Below are 17,577 nucleotides of genomic sequence, written 5' to 3' on the forward strand. Positions count from 1 at the left end.
CTGTTACAGATTGAAGACGTCACAGTTAAAGACATTAAGATGGTTACTCTACTTATAAACCGCATGGAAACTTTGCGGTAATCTTGCTTGGACCTCCGGATCGGCTGAGAAATATAGCAACTATATAAAACATATTAACATCAATGACCTAATGGGGTCGACGTGGCATGGTAGAGATCCAGAATGCCAGGAGCAATTTCGTGGTTTCTCGGGGCTTTGTGTGCGGCTCCAATGCATCCATTCATGCCATGTGGCTTGCACTCTGGACTAAAGCCATAGCTTTCGGGGGTCGACGGTGGGCAATTATCGAAGCTCCCCATTGAAGCCCCACACAGCAATCTCTGGCGTAGCCACAGGCGGCAGACATTTTCCGCAAACTGGGTTATCGCGAGCCAACTTCAGGACCCCGCAGCAGAACCTCGCTAGAGTTGTCTGTCTGGGTTCCGGTAACGGATTGTGCCGGACATATAGTTCCCTGCCAGTCGGCGAATTGTCCAGTTGGAGTGGTAAGAGATTTGCGGGAATCTGGACAAACGCTCGGAATCCAGACGATCAGCTTGGCCTTTGCCCGGGAAGCCGCCTTTTGTAGGTCGCTGAAACCAGATGTGAAACCTGTTATCTGTGCCCGTCGGCTTGGAAAGCCCAGCGGGGGAGTCTACTGTCCCCCGAATCCCAAAGGAGACGCCATGACCCATGCCGATACCATCGCTCTGATCCGCCGATATTACAACGCCTTCAATGCCGCAAGCCCGGCGGGGATGCTGGACTGTCTGACCGATGACATCGAACACCGCGTCAACGAAGGCGCGCATCGGATCGGTAAGGCGAAATTCGCGGAATTCTGCGGGCATATGGGCGTGAGCTACCGCGAGCAACTGAGGGACTTGGTGCTCTTCGCCAATGATGACGGCACCCGCGCAGCGGCAGAATTCATGGTGCATGGCGAATATCTGAAAACCGACCCGGGACTGCCCGAGGCCAAAGGGCAGACCTATGTCCTACCCGCGGGCGGCTTTTTCGAGGTGAAAAGCGGCAAGATCGCCCGGATCACCACCTTCTACAACCTGAACGACTGGATCGCGCAGGTCTCGAGATGATCGAGGAAATCGACGTTTGCGCGCTGCGGGGAGGCGACCTGGAGACCGCGCTGGACGAGGTGGCCCAACTGCGGATCAGCGTCTTCCGTGACTGGCCCTATCTGTACGACGGCACGCTGGATTACGAACGGCAGTATCTGGCGACCTATCGCGACAATCCTGACGCGCTTCTGGTCGGGGCTTTCCATCAGGGGCGGCTGATCGGCGCCTCGACATCGACCCCGATGGAGGATCACGCCCCTGAATTCGCCGCCCCGTTCACCGCGCTAGGCATCCCACTGGAGAAGATACTCTATGGCGCTGAATCGGTCCTTCTGCCGCCCTATCGCGGCATCGGCCTTGGTCACCGCTTCATCGACCTGCGCGAGGCCCACGCCCGCGACCTAGGCCGGACCCATGTCGCCTTCTGTTCAGTGATCCGCCCCGACGACCACCCGGCACGCCCCGCCGTCTACCGCACCAACACCTCGTTCTGGATGCGCCGCGGCTATGCTACCCTGCCGGGTGTAGTGGCCCGGTTCAGCTGGAGGGACTTAGGTGAAGTTGCTGAGACCGAAAAGGCGCTGCAGTTCTGGATGCGGGAGTTATAGGCCGTGAGGCATCAGCGCGCTTCGCTCCGTTGGCGCCACGGCGTAAACCTTGGGGCAAAAGACGGAGTGTCTCATTCCCCCTATGTCAAATACTCGCCAATATCTTGATCTGAGACTTTTCCCCTATATGGCACGATGGGAAGATGGCTCAGCAACGGAACTGAACGTGAGTAATCAGTCTCTAGTGTCGTTCGGAATCAATGACTTATGGATCGGTCGTTTTCTGGGGGATTGGGGTGGCTGGTTCGAATCCGGTCGCTCCGACCATCTATAGGCCATCGGAGGGTGTCACTGACGTGGGCGCGTGCTGGCCTTGGCCATTACACTGGCAGGGCGCTGCTCAGAAGCTTCAGTAGGGGTTCAGCAGCCAGAGCGAGCGTGGCCATGATGATGCACGCCATGGCGCCAGCGATTGCAGCATAGCCGGCAGCATAGATGCTGCCTCTCTTTGCCACAGATTTCGGAGATTTACTCATTACGCGCCCAACAGCTGTTTGTGGTATCGTTTGTAACAACTGAGTCTGTTCAAGAAGCAAACTCTTCTGCGGCAATCCAAGCTTTTTCTGAAACCATTGGTTTACGGTGTCTGTCGCGTTTCCCTTGCCTGGTTAACCATCGGTGAAATCCGGTGTCGCGTTGTCGAGAAACTCCGTGCGTTTCGGAAACTACGTAAGTAGAAACATCAATCAGAGAAGAAGGAGATTGGCGATGTTTATGGAAATCGACCCTGTTCTCGTTGCTGCTCTTCGGGCCTCGATGCTTCTCACGGATGCGCTGAGAGATTTGGGTACAAAGGGGGCTCTGACCGTAAGTTTGAGCCGTGATGATGGACTTGCCCTGCTCAGTCTGGTTGCCGGCGCAAATCATCGGGAAGCAGAGTCCTGGTCGCAGCAGGGCAGGCCTGAACGGCCAGGTGTCAGTTGCCTCAAGATCGCCGGCCTGACCTTTGAATGGCCGTCAGAGGCGCTTTCGTCAGCCGCAGCCGCCAATGATAACCTGATAACGTCTGGCCGCGGCCTGCGTGCCTGCTGGGCGGAGGATGACTCGCCAGCCTTGCGATAGGTCAGGCTTGCATCTGAAGAAAATGCCCAAGAAAGCGGCCGGTTGATGCCTCGTCCGGCCGGGGGCACCAACTCGCGACGTCCTTCAATTGGGATCGGGTCGGGTCATCCAGCGGATGATTGCCATCACCACTGGCAACCAGAGCAGCCCGGCTATGGCGAAAAAGGCGAGTTCGGCGGGCAGCCCGCGCCCGACAGCCACCTCGCCCCCAATTGCCATCATCGCCAGAGCATAGGAGATGACGAAAGCCACGATTGCTGCTGTGCCGACAGCTTTGCGAGCTCGCTGATTCATCAGGCTGATCTAATGTCCGATCCTGCCCGAGGCAAGAAGCGCGGCATGCGGCGCTTCATCACTTGAACCACCGTGGCCCTCACCCGTATGTCGCTTGGTCATGATTACTAGCATAGAATTCCAGCGGCAGTCTTCGGCACGTCCATTTGTGCGGGCCTGGCTTCTTGGCGTGGCAGCTCTCGTTTTCGTCATGGTGATCGTCGGCGGTGCTACCCGGCTTACCGACAGCGGCCTGTCGATCACCGAATGGCAGCCACTGCTTGGCGCCATTCCACCCCTGACCGAGGAGCACTGGTTGCAGGCCTTTGACAAATACCGGCAGATTCCGGAGTACCAACTCGTCAATAAGGGCATGAGCCTTGAAGAATTCAAATTCATCTACTGGTGGGAATGGGGCCATCGTTTCCTCGGCCGCATCATTGGCCTGGCCTTCTTCTTGCCATTTGCCTACTTCGCGGTGACTGGTGCGCTGTCTGCAAAGACGGCGTGGCGCTGTGGTGCGTTGTTTGTGCTGGGCGGGCTCCAGGGTGCGCTGGGCTGGTACATGGTGGCTTCTGGGCTCATTGATCGGGTCGACGTCAGTCAGTATCGGTTGGCAGCCCATCTGAGCCTGGCCACGGTGATTTTTGGCGCGATCCTGTGGGTCGCCCTGGGCCTTGATGTGCGCCGCCAAGTGCCCCGCCAGCCGCGCGAGTGGGCGGCTTTGCTGTTGGCTGGGCTGGTGCTGTTGCAGGTTACGACAGGAGGTTTCGTCGCGGGCATTGATGCGGGCTTCGGCTACAATACATGGCCGCTTATGGAAGGCTCCCTCATACCAAACGGTCTTTTCGTGAGCCAGCCCTGGTGGAGGAACTTGTTCGAGAACGCACTCACGGTTCAGTTTGTCCATCGCACCCTCGCCTATGTGATCGTGCTGGCCGTGCTGTCTTATGCCTATATGGTTCGAAGCCGGGAGAGCCTGATCATGCTTGTGGCGGTAGGGCTTCAGGTGGTGCTGGGTATCTGGACGCTTCTCTGGGCCGTACCCTTGTGGCTGGGTCTTGCTCACCAGGGGGGCGCGCTGATCGTCTTTGCATCCACTTTGTGGAACCTGCATCGACTCCTGTCGCAGGAAGGCTCCGAAAAACGTGAATGGCCGGAGCGCTCCCCGGCCATTCGCAGTTGATCCCAGTCCGCTCAGCCCATGGCCTGATCGAGGTCGGCGATGATGTCCTCGGCGTCCTCGATTCCGACCGATAGCCGCACGACGTCCGGCGTAGCACCGGCAAGTTTCAGCTGATCGGGGCTCAGCTGGCTGTGGGTCGTCGAGGCTGGATGAATGATCAGGGAGCGCGTGTCGCCAACATTGGCCAGGTGGGAGAGTAGCTTTGTTGACGACACGACCTTCACGCCAGCGTCATAACCGCCCTTGAGACCAAATGTGAAGACCGCGCCGGCACCCTTCGGGCAGTACTTCTTGGCAAGCGCGTGATGCTTGTCATCGGGAAGGCCAGCGTAGTTTACCCACGCTACTCGCGGATCCTTCTTGAGCCATTGTGCGACCTTGAGCGCATTGTCACAGTGGCGCTGCATGCGCAGCCCCAGTGTTTCCATGCCCGTCAGGATCAGGAAGGCGTTGATCGGAGCAATGGCCGGGCCGAGGTCGCGCAGGCCGAGCACCCGCGCAGCGATTGCAAAGGCAATATTGCCGAACGTCTCATGCAGCTTTAGCCCGTGATATGATGCGTTGGGCTCTGAGAGCAACGGGTAGCGGCCAGACTTCGACCAGTCGAAATTGCCGCCGTCAACGATGATGCCACCCATCGAATTGCCATGCCCGCCCATGAACTTGGTGAGCGAGTGCAAGACGATGTTGGCGCCATGCTCGATCGGTCGGCAGAGGTAAGGGGTTGCCAGGGTGTTGTCGACGATGAGCGGCACCCCCGCCTTTCGCGCGATGGCGGCGACCGCGGCGATGTCGGTGATGCGGCCACCCGGATTGGCGATCGACTCGATGAAGATCGCCTTGGTCTTGGGTGAAAGTGCTTTCTCGATTGACGACATATCCTCGGCATCAGCCCAGACGACATGCCAGCCAAATGACTTGAAGGAGTGGCTGAACTGGTTGATAGATCCGCCGTACAGCTGACGGACGGCGACAAACTCGTCGCCCGGCTGCATGATGGTGTGGAACGCCAGGAGCTGTGCCGAGTGGCCCGAGGCCACGGCAAGCGCTGCCGTGCCACCCTCGAGTGCAGTCACCTTTCCCTCAAGAGCGCCCTGTGTCGGGTTCATAATGCGGGTATAGATATTTCCGAACGCCCTCAGGGCGAACAGATCGGCGGCATGCTGCACGTCATTGAAGACATAGGCCGTCGTCTGGTAGATGGGAGTGATCCGTGCTCCCGTCGCGGGATCTGGAGCGGTGCCCGCGTGCAGTGCGAGAGTGTCAAAACCTGGTTTCTTCTCGGCCATTTTCGTCTCCCCTGTTTGGTGAAAGCCGAAACTCTATCGCGGCGGCCTGAAAATCACAATTGAGTGTTTTTCAATGAGGCAGCATACGTCCCAGCGTTCCATCCCGGTCGATGAACTGGTGCTTGAGAGCCGCCAGCACATGAAGAACCGTCAGGAGGATCGCGACATTTCCCCCGATCTCGTGGATATCCTTGGCGTCCTGAACCCTGAATGGAGCGGGTGGGAGCGGCATGACACCAAACAGCCTGACTGCAGCCATGGCAGGCTCTTCAGCCACGTATCCGCTGAAAGCAAACCATCCGGTGACGGGTATGCCAATCAATAGCAGATAGAAGACTGCCCCCGTCACTCTGGCAAGCATCTGTTCATAACGCCTCAGAGTGGGTGGATAGGGCGGCGCTGGATTGGCCAACCGCCAGGCAATCCGGAATACGGTGAGCCCCAGGATCGCTGCGCCAAGGCTGACGTGAATCGATGGGCCAAGCACACCCGACGCCAACTCGCCGGCCTCTTCAAACCCTTCTCCCTCCGAGCCGGACCCCATCAGGGCCTCTCCGAAGATCATCATGAAGATCATCAGCGCTGCCGTGACCCAGTGGGTCAGGATTGACAGCCGGTCGTAGCGTGAAACTTCAGGCGACATGCCAGACACTCCAGAAATCACTCGTGTTCTTTGAGAGATAGGAGCCAGCCGGGCATTGCGATAGATCAACTGGTCTTTCCAGGCCCCAGGCCAAGACTCTGAAGCCGGCCGCTCTCGTGGAGTGTCTGGCGACGGGAGGAAATCAACCCTGAATTGCCGCCCACCCAGGCCCATTCCCCGGAGAGCTTGCCATATTCCATTTTTGGACAGCGATTCATAACCACAAGCAGGCCTGCCTGTTCGGCGCGCGCGGCCGCGGCGTCGTTGCGCACGGAGAGCTGCATCCAGATCACCTTTGGTTTTATCTGGAGGCTCAGTGCCTCATCAATGACTTCGCCAGCCGCCTCCGAATTGCGGAAGATGTCGACCATGTCGAGGGGGTCTGGAATGTCTTTCAACTGGCCAAAGACGGCTTGTCCAAGGATAGTCTGGCCAGCCAGCGCAGGATTGACCGGAAACACTTGGTAGCCCTTATCGATAAGATATTTCATGACAAGGTACGAAGGCCGGACAGGATTGCTGGAGGCCCCGACCAGAGCAATCGTCCGAACGGACTTCAGAATTCCGCGTATGTACTCGGGAGAGTAGTTATCGTGGTTCAAGTGTCATTTTCCCAGCTCGGCGGACGCTTGGCAATGAACGCAGCAATTCCTTCCTCCGCGTCACGCTGAAGAAGATTCTCCGTCATGATCTTGGAGGCGTATGCGTAGGCTTCGGCGAGCGGCAGCTCACGCTGGCGGTAGAAGGCCTGTTTGCCGATCCGCACCGTGGCCATGGACTTCGACGCAATGCGGACGGCGAGGGCTGATACCGTGCCGCGCAGTTCCTCTGCCGCCGTCACGCGGTTGACCAGCCCCATGCGCTGTGCATCGGCGGAGTCAAACACATCCCCGGACAGCAGCATTTCCATCGCGTGCTTGGCCGGAATGTTTCGGGACAGCGCCACCATCGGTGTCGAGCAGAACAGGCCGATGTTGACGCCGGGGGTGCAGAAGCGCGCCGTATCGGCAGCGATTGCGAGGTCGCAGCTGGCAACAAGCTGGCAGCCAGCTGCACTGGCCAGCCCCGCCACTTCGGCGATGACAGGTTTTGGATGCTGCACAATGGCCATCATGAGCTGGGCGCAGCTATCGAACAGGGCAGAGAAATATGCCGCACCTCTGTCAGGGTCGGAACGGTGGGCGGTGATATCTTTCAGATTATGACCAGAGCAGAAGACAGGCCCTGCGCCAGCGAGCACGATGACGCGCACCGACCGGTCGTCGGCAGCCGCAGCAAGCTGCCGGCCCAGGAGAGCCATCATGCCCTCAGAGAGACTGTTGCGGCTCTCCGGATCATTGAGGGTGAGCCAAAGCACGCCCTCGCAACGTGAGACATCGAGCAGGCCAGTCATTCTTCTTCAATGTCGAGCTGCTTTAAGCGCTCGCCATAAACCGGATCAGCCATCATCTCCTCAACAATCTTCTTGTTGTTGGCCGACGGTATCAGCGCCCTGAGCGCCTTGATCATCTTGTCCTTCATGTCCTGGGCGAGCTGGTCATCACCTTCGATCTCTTCGATCTGCAGCATCAGGTCAGCAGACTGGTCATCAATTACGCTGCTATAGGTCAGCCCAAGCGTGGTGACGGCCAGGTTCCAGTCAGAGACTGTCGCAAAGCCGGCAGCATGCACATCTGATGCGAAATTCTTCCCATCGGCAGATTGATCGACGAAGTCTTCGAGATTCTCGAATTGCTCGAAATCCGCATCGGCATATTTATCCTTGGCGGCGATATAGCTGTCCAGCGCCCGCCGTGCGATGTCTGGCGTCAGTTCCATGATTTCGATAGTGGGAATCTCGCCGATGCTCACATCGCTGGCAGAAGGAGAATCGCCATCTTCTGGCATGCCATCCACGGCCGGGTCGGCCAGATCCGGGCTTGGCACTGGAAGGGGGGACAGTTCTGGTTGAGCCTGTGCAGTCGGTGGCTGCTGGCCGGGAATTTCGAGCGGGGTCGCCGCCTCTGCCGTCAACCCGCCCTCGTTTGCGCAGCATTGCGTCGCCGGCCCGATCAGGCTTGCGGTGAGGGCTGCTATTGCCAAAGCTTGGTGGAGAGACGATTTCATGGCACCGATCCGAAGCATCCGAGCTTAGGGCAAGCGGCGAACGGGTGAAAGGGCCATCTGGCTTTTCCTGCCGCATGATAAGGTATCAGGATACCGCAATAAAAATTTGCTTGTGCTGTCGGGTTTTTCTTGACACCCCGCAGAGCCACACCTAATCACGCCGCGATAGTTGACCCCAAACACTAGAGATATTCGGATGACAACCTATTCGGCGAAAGCCAAGGACATCGTGAAGGATTGGGTGCTGATTGACGCTGATGGCCTGGTTGTGGGCCGGGTTGCTTCGATCATTGCCAATCGGTTGCGCGGCAAGCACAAGCCGACATTCACACCGCACATGGATTGTGGCGACCACGTGGTCGTCATCAACGCCGAGAAGATCCACTTCACCGGCAAGAAGCGCCAGCAAAAGAGTTACTTCCACCACACTGGCTTTCCGGGCGGTATCAAGGAGCGTAACGCTGGCAAGATTCTCGAGGGAAAGCACCCTGAGCGCGTTCTCGAACTCGCGGTGAAGCGTATGCTTCCGGGAGGCCCTCTGAAGCGCCAGCAGATGACGCACCTCAAGATTTATGGTGGTGCCGCCCATCCGCACGAGGCGCAAAACCCGAAGCAGCTCGACATCAAGTCAATGAATCCCAAGAATGCGGTGAGAGGCTGACAATGGCTGAACGCAAATCCCTCGCAGACCTCGGCCAGGCCATGGGCGTCGCTCCGGCCTCTGCCGGAGGCGGTGCCGCCCAGGCGCCTGTCAAGCCAAAGCTTGACGCTCAGGGCCGCGCCTATGCAACTGGCCGTCGCAAGAATGCGACGTCGCGCGTCTGGATCAAGCGCGGCAAAGGCAAGATCACCGTGAACGGCAAGCCGATCGAGACGTACTTTGCGCGTCCAGTGTTGCGCATGCTGGTACAGCAACCGCTGTTGACCGCAAATCGCGCTACGGAGCTCGATATCGAGTGCACGGTGGCTGGCGGTGGTCTTTCCGGCCAGGCGGGCGCTGTCCGCCACGGCCTGGCGCGCGCGCTTACTTACTTCGAGCCGGAGTTGCGCTCTGCCTTGAAAAAGGCGGGCTTTCTCACACGCGATCCGCGCATGGTCGAGCGCAAGAAGTATGGTCATCCAAAGGCCCGCCGCAGCTTCCAGTTCTCGAAGCGTTAACCGCGGAAGTAATTTTCTCTCTGCTTATCAAGGGGCTGCCTTCGGGCAGCCCCTTATCTTTTGCTGCGCATCGTGTACGCGCGATCAAACAGGGATTGCGGTCACCGGGGTATCGACGCGGTGCATTGGCAAGTTTTTGGTACAGTTCGATACGTCAGAAGCGCCTCAGTTCTCAGACTATCTCTTGGTGCCTGCCAGGAACCATACAAAGATCCTGGATGGTTGAATAACGTTCTGTCAGCACTACGATCTGATCGATCTCATCGATCTCGTCTGGCACGTGTGCACCAGGATCGAGGGTCCCAAGGGCTATGTGCGGCGCGCGACGTGCGAGACAGACCTTGCAAACGCAACCGACAGGGTGCAGCAGTCAGGGCGCCGTCACTTCGTGGTGGGAGCGCTGAGGCGGTATCTGCCAACCTATTCTGGTAGGAACGACATCTGCTTCCTAAAGCCCCGACACCTTTTGGCTTGTCGACAGTGGTGATGGAATTTTTACACCACGTAGCCAGGAACGAAGGAGGCGACAGACTGCACGGTGAGGCCCTCGCAGGCCATCCTGCGCATGGAGTGGGCATTTGGATGATGCGTGCTCAAGTCTGGATAATAGACGTAGCTGGAACCCTGCAGCTTGTGCTTATCGATACAGCAGAACAGCGAGTAAGCTCATACGAGATGAGGTTTTATCCAAAGGTCCCGACACAAACTGCCAAGAGACCTTTGCTCAGGAAGGCGATCAAGCAATCCTCGCTGCTTTGATGAGTATCGTGGGTTCATCCATTGTTGTCCTTTCGAGTAAGTGATCGAAAGTTTACAGGGATGCTTGAGATCTGCATCAATATATATATGGAAGTGAAACTGCTTTCGAGGAGCTCGAAATCCATCACTTGCTTGTTGGCAGCCTACTTACATGGCGGCGACTGACATGAGTCGACGGTTCGGCAAAACATGTGTAAGCATGCGTACAATTATAGTTACTTTGGGTAGAAAACGCCATGCAGAGCGTAGTTTTGAATGAAGTGTCCACGCTGTTGATTGGGTTGATTGCCCTCTTTCTTGGTCGATTTGCCCGACAGGCCACTCCGTTCTTGCGGCAAATCGATATGCCCAATGCCGTAATTGGGGGCTTGATGGTTGCACTGGTGGTCCTGCTCCTTCATGTTTTTGTGGATCTGGATGTGCGTTTTGGCACGGCATTGCGCGACAGTTTGCTTTTGGTGTTTTTTGCGGCCATCGGGTTGTCTGCAAAGTTTGCAGCGCTGCGTCATGGCGGTTTTGCCCTAATCCTACTCTGTGGCGTCACGCTGCTTGCGCTCATCGCACAGAATGCGTCGGGCAGTTTACTTGCTGCTCTCTGGGGTGCGCATCCCGCCTACGGGATTTTGGCGGGTTCGCTATCCTTTGTTGGGGGGCCAGGCACAGCGATGGCTTGGGCCAAGGAACTGGAGGCTCAAGGCCTGGAGCATGCTCATGTTGTGGGACTGGGGGCAGCCACTCTGGCTGTGATATCTGGCGCAATAGTTTCTGGACCGGTTACGGGTTGGATCGTACGGAGGCACGGGCTGCATGGTCGGTTTGAGGACACAGACAGCATCACGTTTGCAATACCAGATCAGTCGCCGGCTGTAGCGCCCCCTGCGACCGATGAAAATGACGGACTTCTATTTACTTTTTTGATCTTTGCGTCTGCAATTCTGATTGGCGAGGTGCTCAACGGACTTTCGGGGCAAACAGGTATCCTGCTGCCTGGATTTCTGTCGGCTATGCTTGCAGGTGTTCTCATTACGAACCTAGCTGACGTCATTAAACTCAAGCTTGATCTGATTTCGATAGAGCGTTGTGGCGCAATTGCCCTTCAATTGTTTCTTGTGATTGCTCTGATGGCCACGCCGCTTGCGGCGGTGGCAACGGTTCTTTTGCCGCTGGCCATCAATACAGTTGTCCAGATCATCGTCACTGTGATGATTGCTTACTTTGTCCTGTTCCGCTTCCTGGGGAGGGACTATGATGCAGCGGTCACGTGCGGCGGATTTCTTGGGTTTGGCCTTTCGTCCATGCCAGTGGCATTGGCGACTATGGATGAGATCGGCCGCCGGTATGGTCCATCACCCAAGGCCTTTTTGCTAATAACTTTGTCAGGTTCTTTTTTTGTCGATCTGGCCAATGCAGTGCTTGCCAAGGCGTTTCTGGCGCTGCCATTTTTCGCTTTCGGATCCGCCACGGGTGGTGGATGAGGTAACGCCGGTGGGAGTACAGGATGCGCATAGCGAGTTCGGTGGGGGAAAAGGGATAGATGGCGCCGAAACCACAGAAGACATGCACGACCTCGCTCTGATGCCTCTGACATTGCGGTCGTACAGGTACATGCACGCGCCGACATCTTCGATTGTGCCAGGTCCGGAATTCGTGCTGCCGACCGGTTTTGCTTGATCTACCTTGCCGGGCGCCATTTTGACCATTGGTTAGGGGCCATGAGCGACTGGTCGTGCAACTTCCTTAGGACGCCTTGTTGGTGTGCGACGTCATGAAACCAACAGAAACGCAAGAAATCCAAACGATTTTGCGGTATGCTGGCGCGATCAGGCGCGGTATCGCAAACAGCAACTGGTGAACAGCGGTCGTGGGGATAAGGAGGCAGAGCAGGTCAATTTCGAAAGCTGTTTACAGCAAACAGCCAGAACGCGAACTCCAAGACTCTCTCACTGGATGGCCTGCCGCCTCGAATGATGGACCGGAATCCGCTTATCGAGACATTCAACGGATATTATGGCGAGGTCCCCACAGCCAGATAGGCCAAAAACGTTCCTTTCGACCATGTATCTTCAGCGGCGTATCCCGTCCTTCACGGGCAAAGATGGGTACAATAACAAGTCTCGGGTACTTCGAGGATTGAGAGCGACAAGGTCGAGTAAAGGACGGCGATCGTGAGAGTTAGCCTAATTACGTCCTGATCTGCGGTGGCACGGTGACTTTTACTTTCACCCATTGGCTTGGGGGCGCCACAGCCGCCGCAGCTTCAGGAATAGGGCATAGATGACATCCAGCCCCATCACGACGGGGCGGGCGGACAGGGGCCTCGCGATATACCGAAACCCGGGTGTGCAGGCCCACAGGGCAAGAAAGGCTGCTGCGCCGGACAAGAGCTTGCCGTCTGGGAGTCTCACGTGGAAGCGGGCAAGGGCCGCCTCGCGGGAGAGATCTGGCGTAGGGGTGAATTGCGTTGCGACATCGCAATAGCTTACGGCCTCTCCCGTGCGTCGGCTGTAGAAGCCGATCTCGCGGCGGCAAACCGGACAGGCACCGTCGAAGTATACGGTCAATTCAGGCGTTTCAGAAGTTCTCATGGGTGTTGCTACGACAGACTGTGACAGCCGGATTGGCTGGATCGCCATGGTTCAGCATTCGAAGGAAATTGTCACAGTTTGCTGCTTGCCATTGCTCTCGACGTTTACCTGGTCTGAGAGCTTCTTGATGATCCACCCAGACATGTTAGCGAGGCCGTCACCGTCGCTTTCAAGCTCCTCGAGTGTCGGCGCCTTGTCAGGCCGTGACAGGGCGCGGCCCTCATAGTTGAAAATGAGAAGCAAATAGAGTTCGTTGTGCCTGATCTGGCAGGTAACCGGACCATCTGCCATAGTTGTGAACAATTCGGCGATCTCATTCATCGCACCGCCAGCTCGTCCTACTGTAGCGCGATGCAGGCCCCAGATCTCGCCCAGCAATTCGAGCTTCTCGCTGATCTCCGCGCCGCTGTCCCCGGGCTTCAGCTCCACTGTTTCAGTCTGCGTGATGCCGATTCGCATCACGAGATTGAGAATGATTGCCAATACCGTACCCAGCGTCATCGGAGCCAGCACATGCTCCAGCCACGTGCCATGGGCATCTGCTGTGATCAATGGCATTGCCTGCACCAAAATGCCGGCACCCGTCGATATTCCGATTACGAGCGCCCGGCGCGGCGACATCATGCGTGAGAGAGCCAATTCAGCCCCTGAGACCACAAAATAGGTCGCAGCGTAAAATAGCAGGCCTGCAAGAACGGCATCTGGAAGGGTACGGAGCATGCTCAGGAAGTATGGTAGGAATGCCACCACTGCCAGCATGCCTCCAGTAGCAAGCGCAACTATGCGTGACGTTACTCCCGTTGCATAGGCAAGGCTCAGATTTGCTGATGACATGCCAACAGCCATGCCGCCCACCAGGCCAGAGACTGCAGAAAACAAACCGGAAGCCTGCAGTCCGCGCGATATCTTGCGGAAGTCGGGCTTACGCCAGTCCGCGTCGTCGAGCCGTTCGGTGCCGATCAGGACGCCGAGTTCATCGACGACCACAACGATAGCAACGATCACTGCAATCGGTATCAGGCCCGGGGAAAAGACAAAGCCGGGGAAATGCAGTGCCGGTAGTTCAAACAGGGGCGCTGAAATGAATTTGTCCTGATTGGCGATGTACCACTCGACATTGTTTGTCGAAACCGTACCATGAAACTCCGGAGCGATCCTCGCGAATTCCCAGTGGTTGGTCAGGTAGGCCACAACAAGGCCGGCGGCACACCCGAGCAGAAGTGCGAAGTATCGCGCTGATCCTTTCAACCAGACCGTTGACATCGCTGCTACGGCAAGAGTCACCGCAGCAATGATGAGGCCACTATAGTCCACATATTGTGCGACGGTATTGCCATCCTGTACCACGATGCCCCGCAAAGTACCTGGCAGCAGCGACACACCCAGCATGATCACCACTACGCCGCAGACTTCGGGAGGAAAAAGAACTCTCAGCCTCTGGACGGCTGAGCCGAAAACGCTCTGCATCAGGCCGGCGGTCACAATCAGGACCAAGATTCCGCTGGGGCCTTGCGACAAGCCAGCCGCGATGATCAAGGGGATGTAGATTGGGTTTGGATGGAACACGATCAGGAATTTGCTAGCAAACTGCGCCTGCAGGATGGTGCCCAGTCCACAGATCAGCAGTGTTGACGAAATTACACCTAGCTGCTCGGTGTTGTTCAACCCCAAGGCTTTGGTAATGATCACGATATAGACCAGATTGATCAGAACGATGGCCGAATGCTGAAATGCAAGTATCGCGATGCTCGGAAGTGGCGGTATTTCATCATTGGCGAATAGCAGATTGGTGGGTCGCTTAGGCATTTGGGGTCGTCCTTTTTTGGCGGAGTCTGGACCGCCGCCGTCATGTTCAGATACTTACCTTGGGTGGGAGCTGCATCGCTTGCCTAATCGCTCATTTCTTTCATTGCGAGCCAAGCTCTTAAGACGAACCGTGACCCATCAGGCGGGGCCCAGTCTGAATCGGAAATTGCAATGGTCATGCCTCCCGCTTTCTGGCGGGCGCGGTTGCAAGCTCTTGTTGTCTTTGTTTCTTCGTCATACTGCGGACTGAAGACCCACGCATGTGCATGGGACCAAAGATTGAGGGTAATGGGCGGGGTGCCAGTGATCCGGCTGCATCCACGGGGCGTCAGGATTTCCGTAATCTGATTGCTGATCATTGGTTTGATCTCGCCAACCAATATGCGTTTACGGGTATCGCTTCCCAGTCCGCCCGGGTGGAGCGTGACAGTTCGTGCCAAATTCCCATCTCAACCCCAACTCTGGCTTTCAAGCGGAATGTTGGCGGGCAATCGTCGACAAACTCAATCAGTAGAAATACGGAACGACCTGGTCATGTTGCTTGTTTAGCCAGGGATGGGCGGGGAGGCTGCAGTCTCTCTCACTTCAGCGTATCGAGATAGGCGACGATTGCAGTGATCTGGTCAGGCTCAAAGGTAAATTCCGGCATGTCCTGGTGACCTGTGATGATCCCTTCCGCCAGCGCCTCTTCCAGCGCGGCCGGATCATATCTCCTGACGACATCGCGGAAGGCGGGCGCCTTTGGCTCTGGCGACTGGCTTGTGGCATCAATTGCATGGCAGCGGGCGCAGTTGCTGCGGACCAGATCGAAACCCTGACTTGCGGGATCGCTGGCGGCCTTGGTGCCACCGCCGAAGCTCAGGACAAACGCGGCAAGCGCCTCCGCCTGAGGTTCGGTGACGTCCCAGTCCGGCATCAGCGGATGTCGCACTGCCAAGCCTTCCATGAAGCTATCCACCAACTCGCTGTGGTCATAATTCTTCGCTATTTCACGAAAAGGCGGAGCGTCGGTGAGCGGGCTCTCGCCCTCGCTCGCAAGATTATGGCAGCGAGAACAGTTGATCTCGCTCAGACGCTTGCCTTCGGCAATCAGGGCGGCATCGTCCTGAGCAAGGCTGGGGCCTGCGACAAGCATGACTGCGACGGTTGTCAGAAGAATCAGTTTCATGATGACGATCTTACCCGCACATAGCTGCCTGGTGCATCTTCCATTGGTTTAAGCTTGCCGCTGCCTGGCTCCGGGGCCTTCACCTTGGGTCCGGATTTGTCCTTGATCCATTTTGCCCAGTCTGGCCACCATGAGCCTTGGGTCTCCGTGGCCTCCTTGAGCCAGTCCTCAAGGCTTGTGGCTCCCGCGTCGTTGGTCCAGTACTGATATTTGCGGGCCTCCGGCGGATTAACTACGCCAGCAATGTGGCCCGATCCCGAAACCACCAAGCGCGTTGGCCCGCCAAAATAGCGGCCCAGCCGAAACACCGAGGCAAGCGGTGCGATGTGGTCATCACGGGCGGCGAGATTGTAGATCGGCAGCTTCACCTTCTTGAGGTCGATGCGGACATTGTCGAGCACCATCTTGCCCTGCGACAAAGCGTTGTTCATGTAGCATTCGCGCAGATAGAAGGAATGTACACCCGCAGGCATACGGGTTGAGTCGGCGTTCCAGTAGAGCAGGTCGAAGGGCATCGGCTCCTTGCCGAGCATGTAGTTGTTGACGACATATGACCAGATGAGATCGTTTGAACGCAGGAGATTGAAGGCCTCTGCCATGCGCTCACCAGGCAGATAGCCCTTGTCCCTCATCCGCTCCTCGATCCACTTGACCTGCTCCTCGTCTACGTAGACGAGCAAGTCGCCTGCTTTCTCGAAATCGACCTGGGTGGTGAAGAATGTCGCGGCGTTGACGCGGTTGTCCTTCTGCGCAGCCATCCAGCCCAGCGAAGCAGCCGTCAGCGTACCGCCGATGCAATAGCCGATGACGTTCACCTTCTCCGCGCCGGTGGCGTCGAGCGCGGCTTGGATGGCTTCGAGGAATCCCTCCCGCATGTAGTCGGAGAAACTCTTGCGCGCCTGACGCTCATCGGCGTTGACCCAGGATACGATGAACACCGTGAGGCCCTGGTCAACGGCATACTTGACGAATGACTTCTTCTCATTGAGATCGAGGATATAGAATTTGTTGATCCACGGCGGGAAGATCACCAGTGGGTAGGCATAGGTCTCGGCCTGGCTGGGTGCATATTGGATGAGTTCGAAGGTGTCGTTGCGGAACACAACCTTGCCAGGCGTGGTTGCCAGATTGCGGCCGATCTCAAAGGCCGACATGTCAGTCTGCTTGATCCGCAGCCTGCCGCCGGAGGACTGCAGATCTTCCTGCAGGTGTTTCATACCCTCGATCAGATTGGCGCCGCTGGTGGCGAGTGTGGTGCGCAATACCTCGGGATTGGTGATGGCAAAGTTACTGGGAGAGAGCGCATTGGCGATCTGCTCGACATAAAAGCGGGCCTTGTGGCGCGTATGTTCGTCGACTCCTTCGGCCTTCTGCACCATTTCCTGGGCCCAACTGGCGGAGACCAGGTAGAATTGCTTCAGAAAATCAAAGATGGCATGCTCCTGCCAGTCCTTGTCCTTGAACCGCTTGTCGGTTCGGATCGGTGTGGCAACTGGCTGAGGCTGCTGGCCCAGCGCGCGAGACCAGGCATTTTGCCAGACCTGGCCATAGGCGTTCCAAAGCCGCATCTGGGCGTCCATCAGCTTTTGTGGGTCGCTCAGATAGGACTGAGCCACAGCTCCCAGTGTCTTGGCAACCTGATCCATAGGCGTAAGCTGGGTTTCGGCTTCTTGCAACACCGGTTTGGGGCGCTCGGCCAGCATGCGCGCGATGGCAGCTGCATGCTCAAACACCTTGGCCATGTTCTCTGCGAACCGGACCGGATCCGCGAGGGTGTAGGGCGATGGCGTCTGCTGCGTTTCTGGCATGGTCTGCTCTTGGCCGGCGATTATGGCGGAACTGTAAAGAGATCGGC

At 57.2% G+C, this 17,577-nt stretch carries 18 protein-coding genes; 7 read left to right on the forward strand and 11 right to left on the reverse strand.

The window, feature by feature from the left end; translation table 11 throughout:
* The first annotated feature begins 686 nt into the window (after positions 1-686).
* Together ACILRN_RS04060 and ACILRN_RS04065 are read left to right on the forward strand one after the other, a co-directional pair.
* On the forward strand, positions 687-1,097 hold the full coding sequence (locus tag ACILRN_RS04060) for a ketosteroid isomerase-related protein (RefSeq protein ID WP_395685806.1): 411 nt from the start codon (positions 687-689) through the stop codon (positions 1,095-1,097).
* A complete protein-coding gene (locus tag ACILRN_RS04065; protein WP_395685808.1) occupies positions 1,094-1,687 on the forward strand; it encodes a GNAT family N-acetyltransferase in 594 nt (197 codons plus the stop codon). The genes ACILRN_RS04060 and ACILRN_RS04065 overlap by 4 nt, the downstream gene beginning before the upstream one ends.
* Positions 1,688-2,007: 320 nt before the next feature.
* Here the strand turns inward: ACILRN_RS04065 and ACILRN_RS04070 are convergent, their stop codons facing one another.
* Complete coding sequence (locus ACILRN_RS04070) at positions 2,008-2,163, reverse strand: hypothetical protein (RefSeq protein ID WP_395685810.1); 156 nt, start codon at positions 2,161-2,163, stop codon at positions 2,008-2,010.
* Positions 2,164-2,395: 232 nt separating this feature from the next.
* On the opposite strand from ACILRN_RS04070, the gene ACILRN_RS04075 reads away from it, so the two are divergent.
* A complete protein-coding gene (locus ACILRN_RS04075; RefSeq protein WP_395685812.1) occupies positions 2,396-2,749 on the forward strand; it encodes a hypothetical protein in 354 nt (117 codons plus the stop codon).
* Between the two features lie 84 nt (positions 2,750-2,833).
* Here ACILRN_RS04075 and ACILRN_RS04080 read toward each other — a convergent pair whose 3' ends face one another.
* On the reverse strand, positions 2,834-3,043 hold the full coding sequence (locus tag ACILRN_RS04080) for a DUF2842 domain-containing protein (protein ID WP_395685814.1): 210 nt from the start codon (positions 3,041-3,043) through the stop codon (positions 2,834-2,836).
* Between the two features lie 100 nt (positions 3,044-3,143).
* Between ACILRN_RS04080 and ACILRN_RS04085 the strand changes: the two genes are divergently transcribed.
* The gene (locus tag ACILRN_RS04085) at positions 3,144-4,208 is read left to right on the forward strand and encodes a COX15/CtaA family protein (protein WP_395685816.1); all 1,065 of its coding nucleotides are present in this window, start codon (positions 3,144-3,146) and stop codon (positions 4,206-4,208) included.
* Positions 4,209-4,219: 11 nt separating this feature from the next.
* On the opposite strand, the gene ACILRN_RS04090 is transcribed toward ACILRN_RS04085, so the two are convergent.
* The 5 genes from ACILRN_RS04090 to ACILRN_RS04110 form a co-directional block, all read right to left on the reverse strand.
* Positions 4,220-5,497, reverse strand: a complete 1,278-nt coding sequence (locus ACILRN_RS04090; RefSeq protein ID WP_395685817.1) for an O-acetylhomoserine aminocarboxypropyltransferase — start codon at positions 5,495-5,497, stop codon at positions 4,220-4,222.
* A 70-nt stretch (positions 5,498-5,567) separates the two neighbouring features.
* On the reverse strand, positions 5,568-6,140 hold the full coding sequence (locus ACILRN_RS04095) for a cytochrome b (RefSeq protein ID WP_395685819.1): 573 nt from the start codon (positions 6,138-6,140) through the stop codon (positions 5,568-5,570).
* A gap of 65 nt (positions 6,141-6,205) precedes the next feature.
* Entirely contained in the window at positions 6,206-6,742 is a 537-nt protein-coding gene (locus ACILRN_RS04100) for a CoA-binding protein (protein ID WP_395685821.1), read from the reverse strand.
* Positions 6,739-7,533 (reverse strand): enoyl-CoA hydratase, encoded by a 795-nt coding sequence (locus ACILRN_RS04105; RefSeq protein WP_395685823.1) that lies wholly within the window; start codon positions 7,531-7,533, stop codon positions 6,739-6,741. Before ACILRN_RS04105 ends, ACILRN_RS04100 begins: the two co-directional genes overlap by 4 nt.
* Positions 7,530-8,246 carry a hypothetical protein gene (locus ACILRN_RS04110; RefSeq protein WP_395685825.1) on the reverse strand — a complete coding sequence of 239 codons (717 nt, stop codon included), beginning with the start codon at positions 8,244-8,246 and terminating at the stop codon, positions 7,530-7,532. The genes ACILRN_RS04105 and ACILRN_RS04110 overlap by 4 nt, the downstream gene beginning before the upstream one ends.
* Positions 8,247-8,442: 196 nt before the next feature.
* Between ACILRN_RS04110 and rplM the strand changes: the two genes are divergently transcribed.
* The 3 genes from rplM (at position 8,443) to ACILRN_RS04125 (ending at position 11,638) form a co-directional block, all read left to right on the forward strand.
* Complete coding sequence (rplM, locus tag ACILRN_RS04115) at positions 8,443-8,907, forward strand: 50S ribosomal protein L13 (protein WP_395685827.1); 465 nt, start codon at positions 8,443-8,445, stop codon at positions 8,905-8,907.
* A gap of 2 nt (positions 8,908-8,909) precedes the next feature.
* A complete protein-coding gene (gene rpsI, locus ACILRN_RS04120) occupies positions 8,910-9,404 on the forward strand; it encodes a 30S ribosomal protein S9 (RefSeq protein ID WP_395685829.1) in 495 nt (164 codons plus the stop codon).
* A gap of 995 nt (positions 9,405-10,399) precedes the next feature.
* Positions 10,400-11,638, forward strand: a complete 1,239-nt coding sequence (locus ACILRN_RS04125; RefSeq protein ID WP_395685830.1) for a sodium/glutamate symporter — start codon at positions 10,400-10,402, stop codon at positions 11,636-11,638.
* 744 nt (positions 11,639-12,382) lie between these two features.
* Here ACILRN_RS04125 and ACILRN_RS04130 read toward each other — a convergent pair.
* From ACILRN_RS04130 to ACILRN_RS04145, 4 genes are all read right to left on the reverse strand, one after another.
* The gene (locus tag ACILRN_RS04130; RefSeq protein ID WP_395685832.1) at positions 12,383-12,748 is read right to left on the reverse strand and encodes a thiol-disulfide oxidoreductase DCC family protein; all 366 of its coding nucleotides are present in this window, start codon (positions 12,746-12,748) and stop codon (positions 12,383-12,385) included.
* A 51-nt stretch (positions 12,749-12,799) separates the two neighbouring features.
* Entirely contained in the window at positions 12,800-14,554 is a 1,755-nt protein-coding gene (locus tag ACILRN_RS04135; RefSeq protein WP_395685834.1) for a solute carrier family 23 protein, read from the reverse strand.
* A gap of 580 nt (positions 14,555-15,134) precedes the next feature.
* Entirely contained in the window at positions 15,135-15,722 is a 588-nt protein-coding gene (locus ACILRN_RS04140) for a c-type cytochrome (RefSeq protein WP_395685836.1), read from the reverse strand.
* Positions 15,719-17,530, reverse strand: coding sequence for a PHA/PHB synthase family protein (locus ACILRN_RS04145; RefSeq protein ID WP_395685837.1), 1,812 nt, complete (start codon positions 17,528-17,530; stop codon positions 15,719-15,721). The genes ACILRN_RS04140 and ACILRN_RS04145 overlap by 4 nt, the downstream gene beginning before the upstream one ends.
* Between the last annotated feature and the right edge of the window lie 47 nt (positions 17,531-17,577).

The sequence above is a fragment of the Aestuariivirga sp. genome, from assembly GCF_044238155.1.
Taxonomy (GTDB): domain Bacteria; phylum Pseudomonadota; class Alphaproteobacteria; order Rhizobiales; family Aestuariivirgaceae; genus Aestuariivirga.